Origin of the sequence: Thioclava sp. ES.031 (assembly GCF_002563775.1) — a bacterium.
Taxonomy (GTDB): domain Bacteria; phylum Pseudomonadota; class Alphaproteobacteria; order Rhodobacterales; family Rhodobacteraceae; genus Thioclava.
The window spans coordinates 3,616,507-3,642,225 of record NZ_PDJO01000001.1; the positions used below are offsets into that span (position 1 = coordinate 3,616,507).

25 protein-coding genes are annotated in these 25,719 nt (G+C 62.3%); 2 read left to right on the top strand and 23 right to left on the bottom strand.

All coding sequences use genetic code 11. The annotated features are described in order from the left end of the window. Positions 1-2: 2 nt before the first annotated feature. Both rpsS and rplB read right to left on the bottom strand, forming a co-directional pair. Positions 3-281, bottom strand: a complete 279-nt coding sequence (gene rpsS, locus AXZ77_RS17275) for a 30S ribosomal protein S19 (RefSeq protein WP_078521291.1) — start codon at positions 279-281, stop codon at positions 3-5. Positions 282-284: 3 nt separating this feature from the next. After that, positions 285-1,124, bottom strand: a complete 840-nt coding sequence (gene rplB, locus AXZ77_RS17280) for a 50S ribosomal protein L2 (protein ID WP_078521293.1) — start codon at positions 1,122-1,124, stop codon at positions 285-287. A 255-nt stretch (positions 1,125-1,379) separates the two neighbouring features. Here rplB and AXZ77_RS17285 point away from each other — a divergent pair, with 255 nt between their 5' ends. Further along, positions 1,380-1,685 (top strand): SH3 domain-containing protein, encoded by a 306-nt coding sequence (locus AXZ77_RS17285; RefSeq protein ID WP_098412085.1) that lies wholly within the window; start codon positions 1,380-1,382, stop codon positions 1,683-1,685. 109 nt (positions 1,686-1,794) lie between these two features. Here AXZ77_RS17285 and AXZ77_RS17290 read toward each other — a convergent pair whose 3' ends face one another. From AXZ77_RS17290 to secE, 21 genes are all read right to left on the bottom strand, one after another. Then, positions 1,795-2,091: a 50S ribosomal protein L23 gene (locus AXZ77_RS17290; protein ID WP_098412086.1), complete on the bottom strand. Its 297-nt coding sequence runs from the start codon at positions 2,089-2,091 to the stop codon at positions 1,795-1,797. Next, complete coding sequence (rplD, locus tag AXZ77_RS17295) at positions 2,088-2,708, bottom strand: 50S ribosomal protein L4 (protein ID WP_075773839.1); 621 nt, start codon at positions 2,706-2,708, stop codon at positions 2,088-2,090. Before rplD ends, AXZ77_RS17290 begins: the two co-directional genes overlap by 4 nt. Then, complete coding sequence (gene rplC / locus AXZ77_RS17300) at positions 2,708-3,571, bottom strand: 50S ribosomal protein L3 (protein ID WP_078521298.1); 864 nt, start codon at positions 3,569-3,571, stop codon at positions 2,708-2,710. The genes rplD and rplC overlap by 1 nt, the downstream gene beginning before the upstream one ends. A gap of 10 nt (positions 3,572-3,581) precedes the next feature. Next, complete coding sequence (gene rpsJ / locus AXZ77_RS17305; protein ID WP_036639457.1) at positions 3,582-3,890, bottom strand: 30S ribosomal protein S10; 309 nt, start codon at positions 3,888-3,890, stop codon at positions 3,582-3,584. A 213-nt stretch (positions 3,891-4,103) separates the two neighbouring features. Next, positions 4,104-5,279 (bottom strand): elongation factor Tu, encoded by a 1,176-nt coding sequence (gene tuf / locus AXZ77_RS17310; RefSeq protein ID WP_098412087.1) that lies wholly within the window; start codon positions 5,277-5,279, stop codon positions 4,104-4,106. Positions 5,280-5,339: 60 nt separating this feature from the next. After that, on the bottom strand, positions 5,340-7,463 hold the full coding sequence (gene fusA, locus AXZ77_RS17315) for an elongation factor G (protein ID WP_098412088.1): 2,124 nt from the start codon (positions 7,461-7,463) through the stop codon (positions 5,340-5,342). 18 nt (positions 7,464-7,481) lie between these two features. Continuing rightward, the gene (rpsG, locus tag AXZ77_RS17320) at positions 7,482-7,952 is read right to left on the bottom strand and encodes a 30S ribosomal protein S7 (RefSeq protein WP_075773836.1); all 471 of its coding nucleotides are present in this window, start codon (positions 7,950-7,952) and stop codon (positions 7,482-7,484) included. Between the two features lie 12 nt (positions 7,953-7,964). Further along, positions 7,965-8,336: a 30S ribosomal protein S12 gene (gene rpsL, locus AXZ77_RS17325; RefSeq protein ID WP_038074720.1), complete on the bottom strand. Its 372-nt coding sequence runs from the start codon at positions 8,334-8,336 to the stop codon at positions 7,965-7,967. Positions 8,337-8,580: 244 nt separating this feature from the next. Beyond that, positions 8,581-9,318 (bottom strand): phosphatase PAP2 family protein, encoded by a 738-nt coding sequence (locus AXZ77_RS17330; protein WP_176536064.1) that lies wholly within the window; start codon positions 9,316-9,318, stop codon positions 8,581-8,583. Beyond that, complete coding sequence (locus AXZ77_RS17335; RefSeq protein WP_098412090.1) at positions 9,299-10,747, bottom strand: glycosyltransferase family 39 protein; 1,449 nt, start codon at positions 10,745-10,747, stop codon at positions 9,299-9,301. Before AXZ77_RS17335 ends, AXZ77_RS17330 begins: the two co-directional genes overlap by 20 nt. Further along, positions 10,722-11,027 carry a lipid-A-disaccharide synthase N-terminal domain-containing protein gene (locus AXZ77_RS17340; RefSeq protein WP_098412091.1) on the bottom strand — a complete coding sequence of 102 codons (306 nt, stop codon included), beginning with the start codon at positions 11,025-11,027 and terminating at the stop codon, positions 10,722-10,724. Before AXZ77_RS17340 ends, AXZ77_RS17335 begins: the two co-directional genes overlap by 26 nt. 5 nt (positions 11,028-11,032) lie before the next feature. Next, positions 11,033-11,782: a glycosyltransferase family 2 protein gene (locus tag AXZ77_RS17345; protein WP_098412092.1), complete on the bottom strand. Its 750-nt coding sequence runs from the start codon at positions 11,780-11,782 to the stop codon at positions 11,033-11,035. Between the two features lie 117 nt (positions 11,783-11,899). Beyond that, the gene (locus AXZ77_RS17350; RefSeq protein ID WP_098412093.1) at positions 11,900-12,610 is read right to left on the bottom strand and encodes a hypothetical protein; all 711 of its coding nucleotides are present in this window, start codon (positions 12,608-12,610) and stop codon (positions 11,900-11,902) included. 138 nt (positions 12,611-12,748) lie between these two features. Continuing rightward, positions 12,749-16,975 (bottom strand): DNA-directed RNA polymerase subunit beta', encoded by a 4,227-nt coding sequence (gene rpoC, locus AXZ77_RS17355; RefSeq protein WP_098412094.1) that lies wholly within the window; start codon positions 16,973-16,975, stop codon positions 12,749-12,751. Between the two features lie 50 nt (positions 16,976-17,025). Further along, a complete protein-coding gene (gene rpoB, locus AXZ77_RS17360) occupies positions 17,026-21,162 on the bottom strand; it encodes a DNA-directed RNA polymerase subunit beta (RefSeq protein ID WP_098412095.1) in 4,137 nt (1,378 codons plus the stop codon). 247 nt (positions 21,163-21,409) lie between these two features. Then, positions 21,410-21,784, bottom strand: a complete 375-nt coding sequence (rplL, locus tag AXZ77_RS17365; RefSeq protein WP_078521318.1) for a 50S ribosomal protein L7/L12 — start codon at positions 21,782-21,784, stop codon at positions 21,410-21,412. 66 nt (positions 21,785-21,850) lie between these two features. Continuing rightward, positions 21,851-22,363: a 50S ribosomal protein L10 gene (gene rplJ / locus AXZ77_RS17370; RefSeq protein WP_078521320.1), complete on the bottom strand. Its 513-nt coding sequence runs from the start codon at positions 22,361-22,363 to the stop codon at positions 21,851-21,853. Between the two features lie 258 nt (positions 22,364-22,621). After that, positions 22,622-23,320, bottom strand: a complete 699-nt coding sequence (gene rplA / locus AXZ77_RS17375; protein WP_075773827.1) for a 50S ribosomal protein L1 — start codon at positions 23,318-23,320, stop codon at positions 22,622-22,624. Positions 23,321-23,323: 3 nt separating this feature from the next. Further along, complete coding sequence (gene rplK / locus AXZ77_RS17380) at positions 23,324-23,776, bottom strand: 50S ribosomal protein L11 (protein WP_078521322.1); 453 nt, start codon at positions 23,774-23,776, stop codon at positions 23,324-23,326. A gap of 105 nt (positions 23,777-23,881) precedes the next feature. After that, on the bottom strand, positions 23,882-24,421 hold the full coding sequence (nusG, locus tag AXZ77_RS17385; protein ID WP_075773825.1) for a transcription termination/antitermination protein NusG: 540 nt from the start codon (positions 24,419-24,421) through the stop codon (positions 23,882-23,884). A gap of 242 nt (positions 24,422-24,663) precedes the next feature. After that, positions 24,664-24,849, bottom strand: coding sequence for a preprotein translocase subunit SecE (gene secE, locus AXZ77_RS17390; protein WP_075773824.1), 186 nt, complete (start codon positions 24,847-24,849; stop codon positions 24,664-24,666). 249 nt (positions 24,850-25,098) lie between these two features. Between secE and AXZ77_RS17395 the strand changes: the two genes are divergently transcribed. Continuing rightward, positions 25,099-25,593 carry a DUF4405 domain-containing protein gene (locus AXZ77_RS17395; RefSeq protein WP_098412096.1) on the top strand — a complete coding sequence of 165 codons (495 nt, stop codon included), beginning with the start codon at positions 25,099-25,101 and terminating at the stop codon, positions 25,591-25,593. The last annotated feature ends 126 nt before the right edge of the window (positions 25,594-25,719 follow it).

Consider the following 25,719-nt stretch of genomic DNA (forward strand, 5'->3'; position numbering starts at 1 on the left):
GATTACTTCCTCTTGGCTTTTTTGTCGGCCGCATGCCCGTAATAGGTGCGGGTCGGCGAATATTCACCGAACTTCTGACCGATCATTTCCTCGGTGACGTTCACCGGGATGTGCTTGTGGCCGTTGTAGACCCCAAAGGTCAGACCTACGAATTGCGGCAGGATGGTGGAGCGACGCGACCAGATCTTGATGACGTCGCCTTTGCCCGACTCGCGAGCCTTCTCTGCTTTTTTCAGCAGGTAGGCATCAACGAAGGGGCCTTTCCAAACAGAACGAGACATATGTTAGCGACCCTTCTTCTTCGCGTGACGCGAACGCAGGATATACTGGTCCGTCTTCTTGTTGACGCGCGTGCGCTTGCCCTTGGTGGGCTTGCCCCACGGCGTAACCGGATGACGGCCACCCGAGGTACGACCTTCACCACCACCGTGCGGGTGGTCGATCGGGTTCATCGCGACACCGCGGACGGTCGGACGGACGCCCATGTGGCGCTTACGACCGGCTTTACCGAGGTTCTGGTTCGAGTGGTCGGCGTTCGACACGGCACCGATGGTCGCCATGCATTCCTGACGCACGAGGCGCAGTTCGCCCGACGAAAGACGCAGCTGAGCGTAGCCACCGTCACGGCCGACGAATTGGGCGTAGGTGCCCGCGGCGCGTGCGATCTGGCCACCCTTGCCGGGCTTCAGTTCGACGTTGTGGACGATGGTACCGATCGGCATGCCCGAGAACGGCATCGCGTTGCCCGGCTTGACGTCGTGACGCGAGCCCGAAACGACCTTGTCACCGACAGCGAGACGCTGGGGTGCGAGGATGTAGGCCTGCTCACCATCTTCATAGTTGATCAGCGCGATGAAGGCGGTCCGGTTCGGATCGTATTCGATCCGCTCGACGGTGCCTTGAACATCGAACTTGCGACGCTTGAAATCGACGATGCGATAGAGACGCTTCGCGCCACCACCCTTGTGCCACATCGTGATCCGCCCGGTGTTGTTCCGGCCACCCGACTTGGTCAAACCCTGCGTGAGGGCTTTGACCGGACGGCCTTTCCAAAGCTCCGAACGGTCGATCAGAACCAGCCCACGCTGGCCCGGCGTCGTCGGCTTATACGACTTGAGTGCCATGCTTTCTGTCTTCCGTTGGTTTGCGGCGAGTTGCCTCGCCTGTCTGTGTGTATAGGGCCCCGAAGGTCCCCGAATTCAAAAATCACGGGCCCCGGAACGAATCCGAGGCCGCGAGACTGGCGCGATGTAGCAGGGATGCGGGGGTGAGTCTATAGGCTTGGCCTGTTTTTGCGCGCGATGGACCAAGCAACTGGCGCTTCGCGGTCCGGGCGGGCAAAATGGCTCCCGAGGCAGAAGACATAACAGGAGCAACCAATGCGTCCAACCCGAGCAATCCTCCTCGCAGCCCCGCTCTGCGTGGCAGCCACCCTCGCCACCCCCACCCTCGCCGACGCATGGCGCGGCACCTATGAGGTCGCCGGGGTGAAGGGGCAGGACATGCTGAAACTGCGCGCGGGCCCCGGCACCGGCTACAAGGTGATCCTGGGCCTTCCCAACGGCGCGATTGTCCATGTGCGCAGTTGCGAGCGCAGCGGCAATACGCGCTGGTGCAACGTCTCGCTCGACGCCGCCCGCAACCTGCGCGGCTATGTCTCGGAAAGCTACCTGCGGGAGAAGTGACGCGCAGCGCCCGGGCGCCCTTTGAGAGGCAAGCGCCCCTCCCCCAACACCACAAACGAAAAGGCCCCCGCAAACGCGAGGGCCTTTCCAATGTCTCAGTCCTACCGGATTACAGGCCGGTGGTGACGTCGATCGTGTTGCCTTCTTCCAGCGTCACGTAGGCTTTCTTGAAGTCCGAGCGACGGCCGGGGGTGCCCCGGAAGCGCTTGGTCTTGCCCTTGGTGATGGTGGTGTTGACCGCCTTCACCTTGACGCCGAAGAGAGTCTCGACAGCTTCTTTGATCTGCGGCTTCGAAGCGTCTTTCGCGACTTCAAAAACAACAGCGCCGCTCTCCGAGGCCATGGTGGCTTTCTCGGTGATGATCGGCTTGACGATCACGTCGTAATGTTCGGGTTTCGCGCTCATTTCAGACGAGCCTCCAGAGCTTCGACACCCGCCTTCGTGAGCACGAGCGTGTCACGCTTGAGGATGTCATACACGTTGGCGCCCATCGAAGGCAGCACATCGATGCCGTCGATGTTGCGCGCGGCTTGGGCGAAGTTCTCGTTCACCTCGGCCCCGTCGATCACCAGCACCTTTTTCCAGCCCAGCTCCTTGGCGGCTTTCGCCAGCAGCTTGGTCTTGGCTTCGGCGAGCTGCGCGTCCTCCAGGACGATCAGTTTGCCAGCGGCGGCTTTCGACGACAGCGCGTGCTTCAGACCCAGAGCCCGGAACTTCTTGGGCAGGTCATGAGCGTGGCTGCGCGGGGTCGGGCCCTTGTAGACACCACCCTTGCGGAAGATCGGCGCCTTGCGGGAGCCGTGACGTGCGCCACCGGTGCCCTTCTGACGGTAGATCTTCTTGGTCGAGTAGCTGACCTCCGAGCGGGTGAGAACCGAGTGGGTGCCCTGCTGAGCCTTCGCGCGCTGCCAGCGCACGACGCGATGCAGGATGTCCGCACGCGGCTCGAGCCCGAAGATCTCGTCGGCGAGGTCGATCGAACCGGCCTTGCCGGCGTCGAGCTTGATCACATCGAGTTTCATTACTTGTCTCCTTCGGGCGCGTCGCCGCCGTCTTCGCCTTTTTCGGCTTCGATCGACTCTTCAGCTTCCTTCAGCGCAGCAGCTTCCTGAGCGGCCTGCTCCTCGGCGAGACGCTTGGCTTCGGCTTCAGCCTCGGCAGCAGCAGCGGCAGCGGCTTCTTCAGCAGCTTTCGCAGCGGCTTCGGCAGCCGACTTCAGCGCGGCGGGGTAGATGATGTTCTCGGAGAGCGGCTTCTTGACCGCATCCTTGACCGTCACCCAGCCACCTTTGGCGCCCGGCACCGAACCCTTGACCATGATCAGGCCACGGTCGGCATCGGTCTTGACGACCTGAAGGTTCTGGGTCGTGACGCGCACGGCACCGAGGTGACCGGCCATCTTCTTGCCCTTGAAAACTTTGCCTGGGTCCTGACACTGACCGGTCGAACCGTGCGAGCGGTGCGAGATCGACACGCCGTGCGTGGCGCGCAGACCGCCGAAGTTGTGACGCTTCATAGCACCGGCGAAACCCTTACCGATCGAGGTGCCCGCGATATCCACGAACTGACCTTCGAAATAGTGGTTCGCGGTGATTTCCTCGCCCACTTCGATCAGGTTTTCTTCAGCGACGCGGAATTCCGCGACTTTGCGCTTCGGGGCGACATTGGCTTTCGCGAAGTGACCACGCAGAGCGGCGGTCGTACGCTTGGCCTTGGCTTCACCAGCGCCGAGCTGAACGGCCGTGTAGCCGTCGGTCTCGGAAGTGCGCTGAGCCACCACCTGAAGCTTGTCGAGTTGGAGAACGGTCACAGGAACCTGCTTGCCGTCCTCAAGGAAGAGCCGGGTCATGCCCAGCTTCTTGGCGATAACACCAGTCCGCAGCATAATGCCCTCCTTACACCTTGATCTCGACGTCGACGCCCGCTGCGAGGTCGAGCTTCATCAGCGCGTCCACGGTCTGGGGGGTCGGATCGACGATGTCGAGAAGACGCTTATGCGTCCGGATTTCCCACTGGTCGCGCGACTTCTTGTCGATGTGCGGACCACGCAGAACCGTGAATTTCTCGATCTTGTTCGGGAGCGGGATGGGCCCGCGAACCTGGGCACCCGTGCGCTTCGCGGTGTTCACGATTTCCTGGGTGCTGGCGTCCAGCACGCGGTAATCGAACGCCTTGAGCCGGATGCGGATATTTTGGCCGGTCATATGTCATGCCTCTTCGCATGGCGTGAAGGTTGAGAGGCAGACGGCACCGAATGTAGCGCCTGCATCGAACCTGAAAATCTTGGCAGATCAGGCGCGTCCTCTATGGCGTCACCCTGAGTCTGTCAAGAGCGAATGGCGCGCCTTTCGGCGCACCATTCAAATTCTTTCCAACTGTCGTTTTCGGGGCCCCGGAGAGGGCCCCGAAACCATCGATTACGCGATGATTTTCGAGACGACGCCGGCGCCGACGGTGCGGCCACCTTCGCGGATTGCGAAGCGCAGACCGTCTTCCATCGCGATCGGGGCGATCAGTTCGACTTCGAACTTCAGGTTGTCGCCCGGCATGACCATCTCGGTGCCCTCGGGAAGGGTCACGGTGCCGGTCACGTCCGTCGTGCGGAAGTAGAACTGCGGACGGTAGTTCGCGAAGAACGGGGTGTGACGGCCACCTTCCTCTTTGGTGAGGATGTAGGCTTCAGCTTCGAACTTGGTGTGCGGCTTAACCGAACCCGGCTTACACAGAACCTGACCACGCTCGACGCCGTCACGGTCCACACCGCGCAGCAGCGCGCCGATGTTGTCGCCAGCTTCACCACGGTCCAGCAGCTTGCGGAACATCTCGACGCCCGTGCAGGTCGTCTTCGAGGTGTCGCGGATACCCACGATTTCCAGTTCGTCGCCGACGTTGATCACGCCACGCTCGACGCGGCCGGTCACAACCGTACCACGGCCCGAGATCGAGAACACGTCTTCGATCGGCATCAGGAAGGGCTGGTCCACGGCGCGCTCCGGCGTCGGGATGTAGCTGTCGACAGCTTCCATCAGCGCGCGGATCGAGTTCTCGCCGATTTCCGGATCACGGCCTTCCATCGCGGCCAGAGCCGAACCCTTGATGATCGGGATATCGTCGCCGGGGAAGTCGTAGGACGACAGAAGTTCGCGAACTTCCATTTCCACGAGCTCGAGCAGCTCTTCGTCGTCGACCTGGTCAACCTTGTTCAGGTACACGACCATCGCCGGGATGCCGACCTGACGGCCGAGCAGGATGTGCTCGCGGGTCTGCGGCATCGGGCCGTCAGCTGCGTTCACAACCAGGATCGCGCCGTCCATCTGCGCTGCACCCGTGATCATGTTCTTCACGTAGTCGGCGTGGCCGGGGCAGTCGACGTGCGCGTAGTGGCGCGTCTCGGTCTCGTATTCCACGTGCGCGGTCGAGATCGTGATGCCGCGGGCCTTCTCTTCCGGCGCGCCGTCGATCTGGTCATACGCGCGGAAATCACCGAAATACTTCGTGATCGCAGCCGTCAGCGTCGTCTTGCCGTGGTCAACGTGGCCAATCGTGCCGATGTTGACGTGCGGTTTGTTACGTTCAAACTTTTCCTTTGCCATGATGGCCTCCTGTCAGTGCGTTGGATTGGAAAGGCGCCGGGTTGCCCCGGCGCACAGCCCTTACGCGTATTTCTTCTGGATCTCGTCCGAGATGTTCTGCGGCACGGCTTCGTAATGGCTGAAGAGCATCGTGAAGACCGCGCGGCCCGAGGACATCGAACGCAGGTTGTTGATGTAGCCGAACATGTTGGCGAGCGGCACGAAGGCGTTCACGACGACCGCGTTGCCGCGGGTGTCCTGACCTTGCACCTGGCCCCGACGCGAGGTCAGGTCGCCAATGATGCCACCGGTATATTCTTCCGGGGTCACCACTTCGACTTTCATCATCGGCTCGAGCAGCTTCGCGCCAGCCTTGCGCAGACCTTCACGCATCGCGGCACGCGAAGCGATTTCGAAGGCGAGCACCGAGGAGTCGACGTCGTGGAAAGCACCGTCAACCAGCGCAACCTTGAAGTCGATCACCGGGAAGCCTGCCAGCGGACCGGAGTCCATGACCGACTTGATCCCTTTTTCGACGCCCGGGATGTATTCCTTCGGAACAGCACCACCAACGATGCGGCTCTCGAACGAATAACCTTCGCCCGGCTCGGTCGGCGTGATCTCGAGCTTGACGCGCGCGAACTGACCGGTACCGCCGGTCTGCTTCTTGTGCGTGTAGTCGATCTCGGTCGCGTGGCTGATCGTCTCGCGATAGGCCACCTGCGGCGCACCGATATTCGCCTCAACCTTGAACTCGCGCTTCATGCGGTCGACCAGGATGTCGAGGTGAAGTTCGCCCATGCCCTTCATGATGGTCTGACCCGACTCGAGGTCGGTCTCGACGCGGAAGGACGGGTCTTCGGCTGCCAGGCGCTGAAGGGCGAGGCCCATCTTTTCCTGGTCGGCTTTCGACTTCGGCTCCACGGCGATCTCGATCACCGGATCGGGGAAGGTCATCGTTTCGAGAACGACCTGATTGTTCGGGTCGGACAGCGTGTCACCGGTGGTGGTCTCTTTCAGACCGGCCAGCGCGATGATGTCGCCTGCATACGCTTCTTCGATCTCGGTCCGGTTGTTCGAGTGCATCATCATCATACGACCGATGCGCTCTTTACGACCTTTGGTCGAGTTCAGGATCGAGTCGCCCTTCTTCAGCGTGCCCGAGTAGAGGCGCGTGAAGGTGAGCGAGCCCACGAAGGGGTCGTTCATGATCTTGAACGCGAGACCCGAGAGCGGCTCCGAGTCATCGGCGTGACGCGCGATGTTCCGGGTTTCCGTCTCGTCATCCGGCGAGAAGCCCATGTAGGCGGGCACGTCGAGCGGCGAGGGCAGGAAGTCGACCACGGCATTGAGCAGCGGCTGAACACCCTTGTTCTTGAAGGCCGAACCACCCAGAACCGGAACGAAGGACAGCGACAGCGTGCCCTTACGGATCAGGCTGCGCAGCGTTGCGATATCGGGCTCTTCGCCTTCGAGATAGGCCATCATCGCGTCGTCGTCCTGCTCGACGGCGTTCTCGATGAGGTGCGAACGCCATTCGTCCGCGGTCGCCTTCAGATCGTCACGGATCGGCTGACGCACCCAGGCAGCGCCCAGGTCTTCGCCTTTCCAGACCCACTCTTCCATGGTGACCAGGTCGACGATGCCTTCGAGTTGATCTTCGGCACCGATCGGGAAGTTCACCGGAACCGGGGTCGCACCGGTGCGGTCTTTGATCATCTTCACGCAGTTGAAGAAGTCCGCGCCGATCTTGTCCATCTTGTTGACGAAGACGAGGCGCGGAACCTTGTAGCGGTCAGCCTGACGCCACACGGTCTCGGTCTGCGGCTCAACACCGGCGTTCCCGTCGAGCAGCGCGACAGCGCCGTCGAGCACGGCCAGCGAACGCTCCACCTCGATGGTGAAGTCGACGTGGCCGGGGGTGTCGATGATGTTCATACGGAACTTGGTATCATCCGTACCTTCGGCGGTCGGATCTTCCTGCCACTGCCAGAAAGTCGTGGTAGCTGCCGAGGTGATCGTGATGCCGCGCTCGGCTTCCTGCTCCATCCAGTCCATGGTGGCTGCACCGTCGTGCACTTCGCCGATCTTGTGCGACTTGCCGGTGTAGTAGAGGATGCGCTCGGTCGTCGTGGTTTTACCAGCGTCGATATGCGCCATGATCCCGAAGTTGCGGTAACGCTGTAGGGGATATTCGCGAGCCATGGTGGCGTCCTTCCGTTATTACCAGCGATAATGGCTGAACGCTTTGTTCGCGTCGGCCATCTTGTGGGTGTCTTCGCGCTTCTTGACCGCGGAACCACGCGAGTTCACCGCATCCAGAAGCTCGCCAGCGAGGCGCTCTTCCATGGTGTTCTCGTTGCGGGACTTGGCGGCAGCGATGAGCCAGCGGATAGCCAGCGCTTCGCGGCGGGTCGGGCGCACTTCGACCGGAACCTGGTAGGTGGCACCACCCACACGACGCGAACGCACTTCGACCGAAGGCTTCACGTTGTCGAGGGCTTCGTGGAACACCTCGATGGGCTCACGCTTGAGCTTGCCCTCAACGCGGTTGAGCGCGTTGTAGACGATCTTCTCGGCGGCGGACTTCTTGCCGTCGATCATCAGGTTGTTCATGAATTTGGTCAGCACGCGATCGCCATATTTGGCGTCGGGCAGGACTTCGCGCTTTTCAGCGGCGTGACGACGAGACATCTCGAGATCTCCTTACTTCGGACGCTTCGCGCCGTATTTCGAACGGCGTTGACGACGGTCTTTGACACCTTGCGTATCGAGCACACCGCGCAGGATGTGGTAACGAACGCCCGGAAGGTCTTTCACACGGCCGCCACGGATGAGCACAACGGAGTGCTCCTGGAGGTTGTGCTTTTCGCCCGGGATGTAGGAGATGACCTCGAAGCCATTCGTCAGGCGCACCTTGGCGACCTTACGCATAGCGGAGTTCGGTTTCTTCGGCGTCGTGGTGTAGACGCGCGTGCAAACGCCACGCTTTTGCGGGCATTCTTGGAGGTGTTGCGACTTAGAGCGCTTCACCTTGGGCTGCCGCGGTTTGCGGATCAGCTGTTGGATCGTCGGCATTCGGTTCCCCGTTCTGCTGTCAATACTCGCCCCGTTTCCGGAGGCGCCACTTCTCGACACGTTTCCGCGCGGATTCGCGAAAACGCCAAATCGCATTCCTCCCCGGCCCGAGGACCGCGGCGAATGCGTTGAATTCCAGAGGATCGGGGCGAAGGCCCGGATCATGACCACTAGAAATCGGCGACCCTCCGGGCAGACTTCGCCCGTCAGGTAGCGCGGCGTATAGGGGGAGTCGTTTGGGTTGTCAACTCTCGCGGCGGGTCCGCGCGAGGAGCTGCGCGCCCCACCCCGCAAACAGGATCCCCCAGAGCAGCCAGGCCACCGAAAGGGACACCAGCCCGGCGAAATAGGCGTCCGACAGGAAGTGCCGCCCGGTGCCGACGCGCTGCAGGATGATGAAGACCGCGACGAAGACGCCGATGGCCCGCAGATAGCGCAATCCCCAGCGCGGCAGGCGCAGCCGCGACAGCTCTGCGCCGAGCCAGATCAGCAGCCCCAGCGCCACCGCCGCCGCCACCTCGCCCGACACGAACGAGCAGTTCCGCGAGCATTGATCGGTGAAGGTCCCCGCGAGGCTGAAGTGATGCGCGCCGCCGAAGAGATCGACATCGGCCGGGCGTGCGCGCCCCGAATTGGCCTTCAGGACCCCGTTCACGACCACGATCGGGCCGAGCAGGTAGAGCAGGCAGATGAAGGCCCAGATCCGCGCCGGCAGGCGCAGCACCGTGCGATGGCGCAGCCCCGCCCAGGGCCAGGCCACGAGCGAGACGAGGAACAGCACGATCGAGACATCCCAGATCCGCTGGCGCAGCCATTCCCAGAGCGGATTGGTGATCACCGAGAACCCCTCCCCTGCCCGGTAGAACAGCCCGGCGACGCCGAGATCGAGCTCCGGCACGAAGCGGAACAGCAGAAAGCCACCGATCCACGCCGCCAGCAACAGGCGGCCCGCGAAGATCATGTCAATTTTCGGAACGGACACAGCGCGCCTCCACCAGATAAGCCGCATAGCCTTTGCCTGCCCATGTCCCGGTCGCGTCGAGTTGCGCCTCGGGCGCAACCGGACCGCCACCGCAATCGGGCGCGCTATTGGCGATCACCAGCAAACGACCATTATAGTCCTGTGGCAAGGGCCACATCTGCTCGTAATAGCTTTCGGCGCGGTGCTTGGGGTTCGGAGCATAGACGGTCACGCCCGAATCCTGCCCCGTATAGTAAAGGTCGGCGAGGATCGCGCGATTGCCCGTGTAGACCGGCACATGGGCCGCTTCCGCGAGCGTGAGAATCTGGCGGCTCAGATCGGCCTGCCCCAGCCACCGCTTCAGAAGCGGCGCGCCAGCTCGGTCCGGATAGGGTGCAAGCACCGTCAGCAGCGGGATCGACAGCGCAATCAGCCCATTGATCACGATCGCGATCCAGCGCCAGATGCCGCGCAGCACCATCACCGCCAGAACGGTCCCGGCGAAATAGGCAGCGACCGCCCAGTTGGCATAGGCCCGGTCGAGCAGCGCCTCGATCGTTACCGCGACCAACGGCGGCACGGAGAGCATCGCGAGCCCGCGCTTGTCCGGGTCTCCCCAGCCCGCATAGCCGATCAGCAGCGCCACCATGGTCACCGGCCCGAAGACCGCGAATTGCGAGGCGACGAACTCCACCATCGAGCCGAAATTCAGCGCAGCCCCTTCGCGGACCCAGCCGACATTGTCCATCGTATGCGAGACCGTGGTCAGCCCGTTATTCAGGTTCCAGACCACGTTCGGCGCGATCACCAGCCCGAAGGCCAGCGCCGCGATTACCGTGTTGCGCCAGCCGATCCGCCACGCCGGCGCGACGAGCGCCGCCAGCGCCAGGCCGGGGATCAGGTAGATCGCGGCGTATTTCGCCATGAAGGCCAGCCCCGCCGCCACGCCCGCAGCGAGCGCGTCCGACCAGCGGCGGCTCTCGCCCGCGCGATGCAGGAACAACAGGCTCAGCGCGTAGAACGGCGCCATCACCGTGTCGGTCGAGATCAGCACCGAGCCGACCGCGACGAAGGGCAGCGTGACATAGATCGCCGCCGACCAGATCGCGACCGAGCGTCCCGCGATCCGCGCGCCCAAAGCGCCGAGCACCAGCGCCGTGATGCCGTGCAACACAGCGCCCGGCATCCGCACCCAAGACGGCGCGTCCGAGCCCGCCAGATCGGTCACCGCCCGGAGCAGCCAACCGATCAGCGGCGGTTTCGAGTAATAGCCGAAATCGAGATGCTGACCCCAGAGCCAGTATTGCGCCTCATCGACGAAGAGATCGGTCTTGTTGAACGCCAGAAGTACCAGCCGCAGCGCGGTGACTGCGGCGACGACGATCAGGGCCGGGACGAGCCAGCCGTCCCGATCCGCCCTGAAATCAAGCTTCGCGCCGGCGCTTGGCATAGATCAGCCAGAGATTGCGGGAATAGATGAGCACGCCCAGCGACTGGCCAAGAATGAAGACCGGGTCCTTGCGATAGACCGCATAGCTGAACAGCATCACGCCGCCCGCGAGCGAGAAATACCAGAACGCCAGCGGCACCACGGATTCGCCTTTGCGCTCGGACGCGATCCACTGGACGAGAAACCGCCCCGTGAACATGAGCTGCGCGAGCAGGCCGAAGAGGACCCACCACAGCTCGAGAACGCTGTCCGCGTGAAGCATATCCATCAGCCAGTCCATCGGCGTCACTCCTCGCGCGTCACTTCGCCGGGCTGCGCTTTCTTGCGCCGACGGAGAAGCCACGCGACGCCCATCAGGTCGACGATGCCGACGAGACCGCGCTGCAGGTTGTTGTAATTCGAGCTGCCGCCGCCGCGCGAACGGTGAGCGACGTCGACATGTGCCACCTGCCACCCGTCGCGCGAGAACAGCGCGGGGAGGTAGCGGTGCATATGATCGAAATAGGGCAGCGCAAGGAACGCCTCGCGCCGGAAGGCCTTGAGGCCGCAGCCGGTGTCGCGGGTGCCATCCTTCAGAATCGCGCCGCGGATCTTGTTCGCGAGCTTCGAGGCCAGCTTCTTGGACATCGTGTCCTGCCGCCCGACACGCTGGCCTGCGACCAGCCCGATTTTCTCGGAATTCGCCGCGCGCAGCGGCGCCATCAGTGCGGGAAGCTCGGAGGGCGGGTTCTGACCGTCGCCGTCCAGCGTGCAGATGATGCTGCCCTTCGCGGCCCGAACGCCCGAATGGACGCCCGCGCTTTGACCGCCCGACGCCCGCTGCCCCGCCGCATTCTTGTGCTGCAGCAGGCGCAGGTTCGGATGGGTCTTCATCCGCTCGCGCAGAATCTGGTCCATCCCGTCATCCGAGCCGTCATCGACCACGATCACCTCGTAGTCGCAGACCGGCGCGCAGGCGGCGTCGATCTCGTCGAGAAGCCCCGCGATGTTGGGCGCTTCATTCTTCGCAGGGATTACGATCGAAATCTCGGGCATGGGTGCCGGAACTCTCTTGCCGCTGGGCCGGGATGGCGCCGAAGGTGCGGCTCTATTAGACCCGCCACCCGGTCTTGTAAACGGATCATCCCGGGGCAGCCGCGTCCCTGTGGCGGATCAGCCGAATTTCGCGAAAAGCTGGGCGTAGCTCGGCTTGAGGGCCTTTCGCATCTCCATCGCGCGTTCCATGTCGCCCGCCATTGCCGCGTCATAGAAGAAGGCGACCGCGACCGCGAAACCGTCCACGAGCTTTTGATAGCCCATGTCCGTCTCGGCCTCCGGCGCGGGATGCTTGACGATCTGCGCCGCGAGATAGCTCAGAAGCGAGGCATCCGCGATCAGCTGACGCGCGCCCTCGCTGCCCATCCCGGCGTAATCGCGCGCGAGCACCTCTTCCATCTCCGCGTGATAGGCGTTCATCCGGTCCGAGAAGCCCACGATGCCGTTGCGCACATGCAGATCGCCGATGCTCTCGCGCACCCCTTCGAGGGTCTCATGCGCCTCAGGCAGGTTCCCGGCAGCCACCTCTTCCTCGGCCTTCGCCGCAAGCTCGCTGACCTTGTCGAAAGTCGCGCCGAGAACCGCGTCATCGGCATATTGCGGCGGCGGCTCGGCGGTCCAGGCGTCGGACAGCGTCTGCCATTCGCCGACGAAGCGGTCGAGCGCGGCCTTGGTCTCCGGCTGCTTGCCCTGGTTCGACAGGAACAGCGCCGCGCGGTAGTCGCCATAGGCCTTGCGCAACTGCGCCTCCGCATCCTGATAAGCGCCCGCAAAGGCAGGCATGGCGATCAGTGCGCTCAGCGCGAACGGGGTGACAAAGCGGATCATCGGGGTCCCTCCTCCGGCAAACAGGCTTTCGCCTTTTCGACGCTACCCTGCCCCAGAGATCGGGTTCGCGCAAAGAAAAACCCCCGCGCGATCTCTCGCGCGGGGGGATGTTTCAGATCGTCTCCAACCGGAGGTGGATCAATCGCGGCTTTCCGGCGTCTCGACCGGACCGAAATCGGCCTCTGCCTCGGCCGGAGCCGCCAGCGCTGCCGCGGCTTCCGCCTCGGCCTGACGCTGCTGGATGACCTTCGAGTCACGCTCGGTCGCGATCTTGCGGACCTTGGTGGTCGCGCCACCGGTACCCGCGGGGATCAGACGACCGACGATGACGTTCTCCTTGAGGCCCACGAGCTTGTCGCGCTTGCCCTGCACCGAAGCCTCGGTGAGAACGCGGGTCGTCTCCTGGAAGGAGGCCGCCGAGATGAAGGACCGGGTCTGCAGCGAGGCCTTGGTGATGCCGAGCAGCACGGGCTCGCCATGCGCCGGACGGCCACCGCGGGCTGCGACCTTGTCGTTCTCCTCGTCGAACTCTGCCTTGTCGACATTCTCGCCTTTCAGGAGCGTCGTATCGCCAGAATCGAGGATCTCGATCTTTTGCAGCATCTGGCGAACGATCACCTCGATGTGCTTGTCGTTGATCTTCACACCCTGCAGTCGATAGACGTCCTGCACCTCGTTGATGAGGTAGTCGGCCAGAGCCTCGATCCCCATGATGCGCAGGATGTCATGCGGCGCCGGGTTGCCGTCCATGATGTAGTCACCCTTCTGCACGAAGTCGCCTTCCTGCACCGGGATGTGCTTGCCTTTCGGCACCATGTACTCTGCCGGCTCCAGACCATCGTCACGCGGATCGATCGCGATCCGACGCTTGTTCTTGTAGTCCTTGCCGAAGCGCACATAGCCATCGATTTCGGCGATGATCGCGTGATCCTTCGGACGGCGTGCTTCGAAGAGTTCGGCCACACGCGGCAGACCGCCGGTGATGTCCTTCGTCTTCGCGCCTTCGCGCGGAATACGCGCGACGACGTCACCCGCCTTCACGTCCTGACCGTCTTCCACCGAGAGGATCGCGTCCACCGACATGGTATAGGTCACCGGGTTGCCCGCTTCGTTGCGGACCGGCTCGCCATCCTCGCCGAGGATCAGAACTTCCGGCTTCAGCTCGTTGCCCTTGGGCGCAGCGCGCCAGTCGGACACGATCTTCTGGGTCATGCCGGTCGCATCGTCGGTATCCTCGCGCACGGAGATACCCGAGATCAGGTCGACGAAGCGCACCTTACCGGGCTTCTCGGCGATGATCGGCAGGGTGTAGGGATCCCATTCGATCAGCTTGTCGCCGCGACCGACGGACTCGCCGTCCTTCACGAAGACCTTCGTGCCGTAGCCGATCTTGTGCGAGGCAAGCTCTTCACCCTGATCGTTCACGATCACGAGCTGCATGTTCCGGCCCATGACGATCTGCTCGCCCATCTCGTTGAGGATGATGTTGGCGTTGCGGAACTCGATCTTGCCTTCCTGGCTGGCCTCGAGGAACGACTGCGAGCCACCCTGAGCAACACCGCCCAGGTGGAAGGTCCGCATCGTCAGCTGCGTACCGGGTTCACCGATCGACTGCGCGGCGATGATGCCCACCGCTTCGCCCTGGTTCACCAGCGTACCGCGTGCGAGGTCGCGACCGTAGCAGAGCGCGCAAACGCCCTCTTCGGCCTCACAGGTCAGCGCCGAGCGGATACGGACGGATTGCACGCCCGCCTGCTCGATCGCGTCGGCCTTGCGCTCGTCGATCAGCTCGCCGGCGCGGACGATCACCTCGTCCTCGCCCGGAACCGTCACGTCATCCGCTGCGACACGGCCCAGAACGCGCTCCGAGATCGGAGCGACGATTTCGCCGTCGTTCACAGCAGCAGACGCGGTGATCGCGCGGTCGGTGCCGCAATCATGCGTGCGCACGATGCAGTCCTGAGCGACGTCCACCAGACGACGGGTCAGGTAACCCGAGTTCGCCGTCTTCAGTGCGGTATCCGACAGACCCTTACGGGCGCCGTGGGTCGAGTTGAAGTATTCAAGAACGGTCAGACCTTCCTTGAAGTTCGAGATGATCGGCGTCTCGATGATCTCGCCGTTCGGCTTGGCCATGAGGCCACGCATACCGCCCAGCTGCTTCATCTGCGTCACCGAGCCACGAGCGCCCGAGTGGGCCATCATGTAGACCGAGTTCGGTTCCTGCTCGGCACCGTTCTCGTCGTATTTCGGCGCGGAGATGGTGTTCATCATCGCGTCGGTGACCTTGTCGTTACACTTCGACCATGCATCGACGACCTTGTTGTACTTCTCACCCTGGGTGATCAGACCGTCCATGTATTGCTGTTCGAAGTCCTTGACCTGATCGCGGACGGTTTCGACGATATCCCACTTGTTGTCCGGGATCACCATGTCGTCCTTGCCGAACGAAATGCCCGCCTTGAACGCTTCCTTGAAGCCCATGCCCATGATCTGGTCACAGAAGATGACCGACTCTTTCTGACCGCAATAACGGTAGACGGTGTCGATCGTGTTCTGCACGTCTTTCTTACGCAGAAGACGGTTCACCAGTTCGAACGGCGCTTTCGCGTTCAGCGGCAGCAGCGCGCCGAGGCGCACACGGCCGGGCGTGGTCTCGAAACGCTCGTAGACCTCGTTGCCGGTTTCGTCGATCTGCTTGATCCGCGCATTGATCTTGGCGTGCAGATGCACTTCGCCCGAATTGAGCGCGTGCTCCACTTCCTCGACCGAGGAGAAGGACATGCCTTCGCCCTTCATGCCTTCGCGTTCCATGGTCACGTAGTAGAGACCCAGAATCATATCCTGCGAAGGAACGATGATCGGCGCGCCGTTGGCGGGCGACAGGACGTTGTTCGTCGACATCATCAGCACGCGCGCTTCCAGCTGGGCTTCCAGCGAGAGCGGAACGTGGACGGCCATCTGGTCACCGTCGAAGTCAGCGTTGAACGCCGAGCAGACGAGAGGGTGCAGCTGGATCGCCTTGCCTTCGATCAGCATCGGTTCGAACGCCTGGATACCCAGACGGTGCAGCGTCGGCGCACGGTTCAGCAGAACCGGGTGCTCGCGGATCACCTCGTCGAGGATATCCCACACCTCGGGACGCTCTTTCTCGACCAGCTTCTTCGCCTGCTTTACGGTGCTCGACAGGCCTTTGGCCTCGAGGCGCGAGTAGATGAAGGGCTTGAACAGTTCGAGCGCCATCTTCTTCGGCAGACCGCACTGGTGCAGCTTGAGTTCCGGGCCGGTCACGATGACCGAACGACCCGAGAAGTCGACGCGCTTACCCAGAAGGTTCTGACGGAAGCGACCCTGCTTACCTTTCAGCATGTCCGAGAGCGACTTCAGCGGGCGCTTGTTGGTACCCGTGATGACGCGACCGCGACGGCCGTTGTCGAACAGCGCATCGACCGATTCCTGCAGCATCCGCTTTTCGTTGCGTACGATGATGTCGGGCGCACGCAGTTCGATCAGACGCTTCAGACGGTTGTTCCGGTTGATCACACGACGATAGAGGTCGTTGAGATCCGAAGTCGCGAAACGGCCACCGTCGAGCGGGACGAGCGGACGCAGTTCCGGCGGGATCACCGGAAGCACGGTCAGCACCATCCACTCGGGACGGTTGCCCGACTCGAGGAACGACTCGACGATCTTCAGACGCTTGATGATCTTCTTCGGCTTCAGCTCGCCCGTGGCTTCCTTCAGCTCTTCGCGGAGCTGCTCGGCCGTGGCTTCGAGATCGATGCCAGCAAGCATTTCACGGATAGCTTCCGCGCCGATATTGGCGGTGAAGGCGTCCGCGCCGTAGGTGTCCTGCGCGTCGAGATACTCTTCTTCGGACATCAGCTGACCGTATTGCAGGTCGGTCAGACCCGGCTCGATCACCACGAAGTTTTCGAAATAGAGGATACGCTCGAGGTCACGCAGCGTCATGTCGAGCATCAGGCCGATGCGCGAGGGCAGCGACTTGAGGAACCAGATGTGAGCGACGGGCGAGGCCAGTTCGATGTGGCCCATACGCTCGCGGCGCACTTTCTGGAGGGTGACTTCGACGCCGCACTTCTCGCAGACGACACCGCGATACTTCATGCGCTTATATTTGCCGCACAGGCATTCGTAGTCCTTGATCGGGCCAAAGATGCGCGCGCAGAACAGACCGTCACGCTCAGGCTTGAACGTACGGTAGTTGATGGTTTCCGGCTTTTTGATTTCACCGAAGGACCAGCTCAGGATCCGCTCCGGCGAGGCGAGCGAGATCTTGATCTCGTCGAACGCCTTCGGCTGCGCGAGCGGGTTGAACGGGTTTTGGGTCAGTTCCTGGTTCATCTGTAAATCCTTGAATGAGGGCGGAAGGGCTTAGAGGAGGGCCGAAGCCCTCACTCGTCATCCTCCGCGTCCAGGAGTTCCATGTTGAGGCCGAGGCCCCGGACCTCTTTGACGAGAACGTTGAACGATTCCGGCACGCCGGCTTCGAAGTTGTCCTCGCCCTTGACGATCGACTCGTAGACCTTCGTCCGGCCTGCCACGTCATCCGATTTCACCGTCAGCATCTCCTGCAGGGTGTAGGCGGCGCCGTAAGCTTCCAGAGCCCAGACCTCCATCTCCCCGAGACGCTGACCACCGAACTGCGCTTTACCACCCAGCGGCTGCTGCGTGACGAGCGAGTACGGACCGGTCGAACGGGCGTGCATCTTGTCATCGACGAGGTGGTGAAGCTTCAGGAAGTACTTCACACCCACCGTGACCTGACGCGCGAACTGCTCGCCGGTGCGGCCGTCGAACACGGTCGACTGACCGGATTCGTTGAAGCCCGCACGCTTGAGCGCGTCGTTGATGTCGGCCTCCTTGGCTCCGTCGAAGACCGGGGTCGCGATCGGAACGCCGGTACGGACGGCTTCGGCGCTCTCGATGAACGCCTCGTCATCCATACCTTCGATGATCTCACCGTAGGTCTCGTCGCCATAGCCGATCTTCATCGCCTCGCGAACCGGGGTCAGGTCGCCGTTACGACGATAGGCCTTCAGCGCCTCGTCGATCTGGTTGCCCAGACCGCGCGAAGCCCAGCCCATGTGCGTCTCGAGGATCTGACCGACGTTCATGCGCGACGGCACGCCCAGCGGGTTCAGCACGAGATCGACAGGGGTGCCATCGGCGAGGAACGGCATGTCTTCCATCGGAACGACTTTCGACACAACGCCCTTGTTGCCGTGACGGCCAGCCATCTTGTCGCCAGCCTGAAGCTTGCGCTTCACAGCCACGAAGACCTTGACCATCTTCATCACGCCCGGAGGCAGATCGTCGCCCTGACGGACCTTCTCGACCTTGTCCTCGAAACGCAGGTCGAGCGCGCGCTTCTGCGCCTCGAACTGGTCGTTGAGGGCTTCGACTTCCTTGGCGTCGCCCTCGTCTTCGAGCGCGAGCTGCCACCACTGGCCCTTCGACAGGGTGCCCAGCAGTTCTTCGTCGATGGTCGAGCCAGCCTTGACGCCTTTCGGCCCCTTCACGGCGGTCTTGCCGGTGATCAGCGTCTTGAGACGCGCGTAGATGTTGCGCTCGAGAATGGCGAGCTCGTCGTCCCGGTCACGGGCCAGACGCTCGACTTCCTCACGCTCGATCTGCAGCGCACGCTCGTCCTTGTCGACGCCGTGACGGTTGAAGACGCGAACTTCCACGATCGTACCGTAAGCCCCCGGCGGCAGACGCAGCGAGGTGTCGCGCACGTCCGATGCCTTCTCGCCGAAGATGGCGCGGAGGAGTTTCTCTTCCGGCGTCATCGGGCTTTCGCCCTTCGGCGTGATCTTACCGACGAGGATGTCACCCGGCCCCACTTCGGCGCCGATATAGACGATCCCGGCCTCGTCGAGGTTGCGCAGGGCTTCCTCGCCGACATTCGGGATGTCGCGGGTGATCTCTTCCGGGCCGAGCTTGGTGTCGCGGGCCGCCACTTCGTATTCGTCGATATGGATCGAGGTGAACACGTCGTCGCGGTGGATCCGCTCGGAGATCAGGATCGAGTCTTCGTAGTTGTAGCCGTTCCACGGCATGAAGGCGACGACCACGTTCCGGCCGATAGCCAGTTCGCCCATGTCGGTCGACGGACCGTCAGCGACGATCTGCCCCTTCACCACCCGGTCGCCCACTTTCACGATCGGACGCTGGTTGATGGTCGAGGACTGGTTCGAGCGCTTGAACTTGCGCAGACGGTAGATGTCCACGCCCACGTCGCCCGCTTCGAGATCGTCGGTCACGCGGATAACGATACGCTGCGCATCGACCTGGTCGATGATGCCGCCGCGGTTCGCCATGATCGCAGCGCCGGAGTCGCGTGCGACGGTCGCTTCCATGCCGGTACCGACATAGGGCGATTCCGAGCGCAGCAGCGGCACGGCCTGACGTTGCATGTTCGCACCCATCAGAGCGCGGTTCGCGTCGTCGTTTTCGAGGAAGGGAATGAGCGCCGCACCGACCGAGACCAGCTGCTTCGGCGACACGTCGATCAGGTCCACCGTTTCCGGCGGGTTGAGCGCGTATTCGCCCGACTGGCGGGTCGAGACGAGATCGTTGATGAACTTGCCGTTCTCATCGAGCGTCGCGTTCGCCTGCGCCACGGTGTGACGCATTTCCTCGGTCGCGGACATGTAGACCACCTCGTCGGTGACCTGACCGTCGTTGACCTTGCGATACGGGGTTTCGATGAAGCCGTACTTGTTCACGCGGGCGAAGGTGGCCAGCGAGTTGATCAGACCGATGTTCTGACCTTCCGGCGTCTCAATCGGACACATCCGACCGTAGTGGGTCGGGTGAACGTCGCGCACCTCGAAGCCGGCACGCTCACGGGTCAGACCGCCCGGGCCGAGCGCCGAGAGACGACGCTTGTGCGTGACTTCCGACAGCGGGTTGGTTTGGTCCATGAACTGCGACAGCTGCGAGGAGCCGAAGAATTCACGCACCGCAGCCGCAGCCGGTTTCGCGTTGATCAGATCCTGCGGCATGACCGTGTCGATCTCGACCGAGGACATACGCTCCTTGATGGCGCGCTCCATGCGCAGCAGGCCGACGCGATACTGGTTTTCCATCAGTTCGCCGACCGAACGCACACGGCGGTTGCCGAGGTGGTCGATGTCGTCGATCTCGCCCTTGCCGTCGCGCAGTTCCACCAGGCCCTTGATGCAGGCGACGATGTCCTCTTTGCGCAGCGTGCGCTGGGTGTCCGGCGCATCGAGGTCGAGACGCATATTCATCTTCACGCGGCCCACTGCCGAGAGGTCGTAGCGCTCGGAGTCGAAGAACAGGCTGTTGAACAGGGTTTCCGCGGCCTCGACGGTCGGCGGTTCGCCCGGACGCATGACGCGGTAAATATCCATGAGCGCGGTTTCGCGGTTCATGTTCTTGTCCGACGCCATGGTGTTGCGGATGTAGGGACCGACATTGACGTTATCGATGTCGAGCACCGGGATCTCGGTGATGCCGTTGTCGATCAGGGTCTTGATCGAACCGCCCGAGAGCTCGCCGTTCTTGTCGTATTCCGCCGTCAGTTCGTCGCCCGCTTCGATGTAGATGAAGCCGGTTTCGTCGTTGACGATATCCTTGGCGCAGAAGCGGCCCATGATGTGGTCGAACGGCACGAGCAGCTCGGGAACCGAGTTGTCGTCACGCCATTTCTTGACCATGCGCGGGGTCGCTTTCTCGCCCGCTTTCAGAATCACTTCGCCCGACGCCGCATCGACGAGGTCGAAGGTCGGACGGGTGCCGCGCACGCGGTCGGGGAAGAACTTGGTGACCCAGCCTGACTTGCCCTTCGCGGTGTAGGTGACGGTATCGTAATAGGCATCCATGATGCCTTCCTGATCGAGACCCAGCGCATAGAGCAGCGTGGTCACCGGCAGTTTCCGACGACGGTCGATACGCGCGAAGACGAGGTCCTTGGCGTCGAATTCGAAGTCCAGCCACGAGCCGCGATAGGGAATGATGCGGCAGGCGAAGAGCAGCTTGCCCGAGGAGTGGGTCTTGCCGCGGTCATGGTCGAAGAACACGCCCGGCGAGCGGTGCATCTGGCTCACGATGACCCGCTCGGTGCCGTTCACGATGAACGTACCGTTCTTGGTCATGAGGGGCATATCCCCCATGAACACGTCTTGTTCCTTGATGTCCTTGACCGAACGCGCGCCGGTTTCCTCGTCCACATCGAACACGATGAGGCGCAGGGTCACCTTCAGCGGCGCCGAATAGGTCATGTCGCGAGCCTGGCACTCGTCGACATCGTATTTCGGTTTTTCGAGCTCGTATTTCACGAACTCCAGAATGGCGTTGTCGTTGAAATCCTTGATCGGGAAGACCGACTGGAAAACGCCCTGGATACCCTCACCATCGGTGGGCTGATCCACTTCGCCGGAGCGCAGGAACAGATCGTAGGAGGATTTCTGAACCTCGATGAGGTTCGGCATTTCGAGGACTTCGTGGATTTTGCCGTAATAGCGACGGATGCGTTTCTGACCAACGTAAGCTTGAGCCATGCTCTGCGTGACCTTTCGTCTCTTCGCGGCACATGCAATGTCGGGGCCCATTGCACGCCGCAAGGCGAATGAAGGGGGGCGGTTCCATACCTGCCTTTCGTCCCACCGAAAGGCTCCCGAACCGCGAACACCGCCTTGGAGAGGGCTTCAGGGCGCCAAAGCCCTCTCCGAGACAGGTTCGGCTGGGCCCGGGAAAACCCCGGACCCAGCCCTTTTTTCAGATCGGATGCAGTCGCATCCGGCTCGCTTACTTGAGCTCGATTTTCGCGCCAGCGTCTTCGAGCTTTTTCTTGATCTCTTCGGCTTCCGCTTTCGCAGCGCCTTCCTTGACCTTGCCGCCAGCTTCAACGAGCTCTTTGGCTTCTTTCAGGCCCAGGCCGGTGATGCCGCGGACTTCTTTGATCACGTTGATCTTCTGAGCGCCAGCTTCGACGAGAACGACGTCAAATTCGTCTTTCTCTTCAGCAGCTTCTTCGCCACCAGCAGCCGGACCGGCCATCATGACAGCGCCACCAGCGGCGGGCTCGATGCCGTATTCGTCTTTCAGGATGGTTTTCAGTTCCTGGGCTTCCAGGAGGGTCAGACCCACGATTTCTTCGGCGAGTTTTTTCAGATCAGCCATTTTTCAGTTCCTAGATTTGGGTTTCCAACGTCGCGGTTTCAAGCCGCTACGGGACAAGTCGATTGCTTACGCAGCCTTTTCCTCGATGGTCGAAAGGATGCTCGCGATGTTCGAAGCAGGCGCGCCAACGGCACCGGCGATGTTCGAAGCGGGTGCGCCGATCTGCGACACGATCTGAGCGATGAGCTCTTCACGCGACGGCATGTCAGCGACAGCTTTGACACCAGCGATGTCGAGTGCCGAGTCTCCCATTGCGCCGCCGAGGATCGAGAGTTTCTCGTTCTCTTTGGCATATTTGACGACCACTTTCGCCGCAGCGACAGGATCCTCAGAATAGGAAAGCACGGTCATGCCCGTCAGGTATTCAGCAATGCTTTCGCAGGGCTGACCTTCAAGGGCGATCTTGGCGAGCTTGTTCTTGGCAACACGAACCGAACCACCCGCTTCACGCATGCGTGCGCGGAGGTCCTGCATGTTAGCAACCGTCATGCCTTCGTAGTGAGCAACCACTACGACGCCAGAGCTTGCGAAGATCTGGCCGAGTTCCTCGACCACTTTCTCTTTTTGGGCTCTATCCACAGTTACACTCCAAGTATGGGGGTTTCCCCCCGGCTCTCATTGTCCCGGTTTCCCGGGGTCGGGTCCGAAGGGCCCGAGGCCAGATCGCCCGAGATCGGCCCGAAGGCCCAAACCCGGAATTGGTCTCGATCCCCATCTCAGGAAGGAAATTAAGCCGTCACCTTGCGGGATCGGGCACCCTCCGTCTCGGACAGGTCAGGGCGGAAGCATCAGGCCACCGCCCTACCACCCACCGAGGTTTCCCCCGGTGGAATTCTCTTAGTTGCCGGTCGCCGACGTGATGTCGACGGCGACGCCCGGGCCCATCGTCGAGCTCAGGGACACCTTCTTCATGTAGGTGCCTTTCGCGCCGGCAGGCTTGGCTTTGGTCACGGCATCCACGAAGGCGCGGATGTTTTCGGCCAGCTGCTCCTCGGAGAAGGAGACCTTGCCGATGCCGCCATGAATGACGCCGGCCTTCTCGACCTTGAACTGAACCTGGCCACCTTTCGCCGCTTCGACAGCCGCTTTCACGTCCATCGTCACGGTGCCGACTTTCGGGTTCGGCATCAGGTTGCGCGGGCCCAGGACCTTACCCAGACGGCCGACGATCGGCATCATGTCCGGGGTCGCGATGCAGCGATCGAATTCGATCGTGCCGCCCTGAATGGTTTCCATCAGGTCCTCGGCGCCGACGATATCGGCCCCGGCTTCCTTGGCCTCATCCGCTTTCGCGCCACGAGCGAAGACAGCCACGCGGACGGTCTTGCCGGTGCCGTTCGGCAGAGCGACGACGCCACGAACCATCTGGTCGGCGTGACGGGGGTCGACACCGAGGTTCATTGCGATTTCGAGGGTCTCGTCGAATTTCGCGTTCGCGTTCGACTTGATCAGCGAAACGGCTTCCTCGACGGAGACGTTGGACTTGCCGGCGAAGGCTTCGCGGGCGGCTTTGGTGCGTTTACCGAGCTTTGCCATGACTTAGCCTTTCACCTCGATACCGATCGACTTCGCGGAGCCGAGGATGATGTTCATCGCGCCTTCGATGTCGTTGGCGTTCAGGTCCTTCATCTTCGCTTCGGCGATCTCACGCACCTGAGCGGCGGTGATGGTCGCGGCGACGACGCGGCCCGGAGCTTCCGAACCCTTCGGACGGTTACGCTTGCCGACCGGCTTGAGGCCGGCTGCCTGCTTGATCATGAAGCTCGCGGTGGGCTGCTTGATCTCGAAGGTGAACGACTTGTCGGCGTAGTAGGTGATGATCGTCGGGATCTTCGCCTGCTTGTCCATTTCCTGCGTCTTGGCGTTGAACGCCTTGCAGAATTCCATGATGTTGATCCCGCGCTGACCCAGCGCCGGACCGACCGGCGGGGACGGGTTCGCGCCGCCTGCCGGAATTTGCAGCTTGAGCTGCCCAACAACTTTCTTGGCCATGTGGCCCTCTCCTTATCACTGTCACGCCCCTAGGGGTCGCGAAGTTTAGTGGTTCGGTCCGGGCGTCCCTGTCGCGCAGGGCCCCTCGCCTCCCACGGCTCACACTCAGGCGGTTTTCTGCACCTGCGTGTATTCCAGCTCGACCGGCGTCGGCCGGCCGAAGATCGAGACGGTGACTTTCAGGCGGCTCGCCGCCTCGTCCACTTCCTCGACCATGCCCGAGAAGCCCTCGAAGGGCCCGTCGGTCACATTCACGTTCTCGCCGACCTCGAAGGTGATGAGGCTGCGCGGCGCGGCCTGCTCACCCGATTCGTCGACACGGCTGAGGATGCGGTTCACTTCCGCATCGCCCATCGGCATCGGCCGGCCCTGCGGCCCGAGGAAGCCGGTGACCCGGTTCGTCGAGTTGATCAGGTGATAACCCTTGTCGGTCATCTCCATCCGCACCAGCACGTAGCCCGGCATGAAGCGACGTTCGGAGGTCACTTTCTTTCCGCGACGCACCTCGATCACTTCTTCGGTCGGCACCAGAACCTCTTCGATCTGATCTTCCAGACCTTGATCGATCACGGCCTGACGGATTTGCTCGGCGACTTTCTTCTCGAAGTTCGAGAGAACGCTTACCGAATACCAACGCTTCGCCATGCCGATTCTTTGCCTCTTGCCGCCGACGCCGGAGCGCCGAAAATTCCTGTTATTTCACGGGATTACCCGCGTCTCCCAGAATAAAAAACAGCGCGCACCACGCGAATCGATGCACGCCGCCTCTGGGAAAGTCCCGCCCCTTTACCGCCGGAGCCCTGTGATTTCAAGAGCGTAAGGCCGGAGCGCGATCACTTCCTCGCCGCAACTGCGAATGAGGTCTGGCGGAGAGCGCCGGGGGCCTATCAGCTCCCGATCACCTGCGTCACGCCGAGACGGATCACCCAGTCCACGAGCGAGAAAAAGATTGCCGTCAGCGCAGCCATCGCCAGCACCATGCCGGTCGTCAGCAGAACTTCGCGGCGGCTCGGCCAAGCCACTTTGCCCGCTTCCGAGCGCACCTGCTGGAGAAACTGGAGTGGGTTTGCCATCGTCGTCGTTCCTTACGCGCCCAATGCGGCGCCCTTGAGCCGAAAATACCGCGCCGCTTTCGGCGCAACTGCCGCCAGATACTTGCTCCCCTCGCGGATTTCAAGGCTGTTGCGACCCCCTGCCCCTCCGCAGACGCCATGCGCCCACTGCAAGCCGGCTTTGATAACGGAAAATCCATCGATGCGCGTGCAACTTAACATCCGACACCCCGCGCGGTCAGCACAGCCGCGATTCGACAGGAGCCATCGATGCCCGCCATCCTCAACCGCTACGCCACGCCGTTCATCACCGGCCTTTTCCTCGTCTCTTTGATTTCAGGAATCGCCTTGTTCTTCCATTGGGGCAGCGCGTGGTTCCACGGCATGCATGAATGGCTCTCGATGGTGCTGATCGTGCCCTTCGTGCTGCATATCTGGAAGAACTGGCGGCCGATGACCGCCTACTTCAAACGCGCGCCGATGGGGCTGGCGCTCGCGCTTTCGGTCGTGGCGGCGCTGGCCTTCGTCCTTCCCGCCGCGACGAGTTCTCAAAGCGGCGCGCGTGGCGGACCTCCGCAATTCGCGATCGCGCAGGCGCTGTTCGACGCGCCCTTGTCGGAGGCCGCGCCCGTGCTCGGCCTCTCGGGCACCGACGCCGCCGCCAAGCTGGACGCCGATGTGACGCAAAGCCTGACCGAGATCGCCTCGGCCCGCGAAAGCTCCGCCGCGACGCTTGCCCAGCAATTGATGGGGCAGCCGCAATAACGGCCCGTCGCGCCGTGCGGGGCATCTCGGGCGGCGCAAGACGGTTGCGACTGTCACGCAATCGACTAGGGTGACTCTACCAAAGGTTGTTTTTCGTCAGGGAATTGCATGTCGACTTTCGTTCCG